This is a genomic window from Sebaldella sp. S0638 (assembly GCF_024158605.1).
Lineage (GTDB): Bacteria > Fusobacteriota > Fusobacteriia > Fusobacteriales > Leptotrichiaceae > Sebaldella.
Genome location: NZ_JAMZGM010000274.1, coordinates 1 through 921 on the forward strand (window position 1 = coordinate 1; position 921 = coordinate 921).

Consider the following 921-nt stretch of genomic DNA (forward strand, 5'->3'; position numbering starts at 1 on the left):
ATCACACTCTCTTGACTTATTTTTTATTTTTGTTTATAATTAACATTGAGATTTCATAAATAATTTATTCTTCGCTCCTTATTTATAATAAGGAGTTTTTTTATTTACTTTTTTCTTTTTTTATGATACAAGTACTTATCACAAATACAATAATCTCTCGAACCTCTTTTCGAGGTTCTTTTATTTTTTATTAAATTATGTTACAATTGGATTAATATTTTTCTTTGAAAGGTGGTTGTCTTATGTTTAATTATTTAGATAAAAAATTTATCTTAGATGTTAAGTCAGGCGTTTGTCATGAATTTTCCAACATTAACAAAAATTGTCAGATATTTAATATTGATTTTCAAAATGTCTTTAATTCTAATTCTATTACTGAAATCACTAAGCTACACCCTCATTACAAGAAAAAATGTGTTTATTGTATGATAGAACATTACTATGATTATTGTTGATATCTGCTATAATTCAAGAACAACACTTTTATTCTTTTTACTAGATTATTAAACTTCCCTATTTAAGGTGGTGTGTAGTGTGAATTTTTACTTTAAGTATTTTAAAGGATTCTGTGACATATCACAGAATATTCAGGAAATTACCGTTAAAATTTTCGGCATTTCTTCTCATGGATTCCCTACTAAAAATCAAAAGAAAATACTCTATCATTGTAACAACAACCATTGTAAATTTAATAAACTTGACCAATGTAATATATACCAAAAGTTCCATCCTTTTAGCCCTCTATAAAGATGGGCTTTTTTATTCCACTTCTTCCCATTTTTCCAGTAAAGATTCCATTAGATTTCTTACTCCTTCTTCGTCATGATCTTCCAAAGCTGTGACTAAACCCTCTGCTATATTCTTTAATTCTTCCATATCTTTATTTCTCATATTAATTCAGTCCTTCCTCTAATATTCCGT

The 921-nt window shown here is 26.6% G+C and carries 2 protein-coding genes; both read right to left on the minus strand.

The genetic code is table 11. The annotated features are described in order from the left end of the window. Positions 1–576 precede the first annotated feature (576 nt). Positions 577–729: a hypothetical protein gene (locus NK213_RS20225; RefSeq protein ID WP_253352701.1), complete on the minus strand. Its 153-nt coding sequence runs from the start codon at positions 727–729 to the stop codon at positions 577–579. 30 nt (positions 730–759) lie between these two features. After that, complete coding sequence (locus NK213_RS20580; RefSeq protein WP_256478856.1) at positions 760–891, minus strand: hypothetical protein; 132 nt, start codon at positions 889–891, stop codon at positions 760–762. Positions 892–921: the final 30 nt, after the last annotated feature.

Coding starts and splice junctions, on each gene's coding strand:
- NK213_RS20225 (WP_253352701.1), bottom strand. CDS start 729: ATGGAACTTTTGGTATATATTACATTGGTCAAGTTTATTAAATTTACA.
- NK213_RS20580 (WP_256478856.1), bottom strand. CDS start 891: ATGAGAAATAAAGATATGGAAGAATTAAAGAATATAGCAGAGGGTTTA.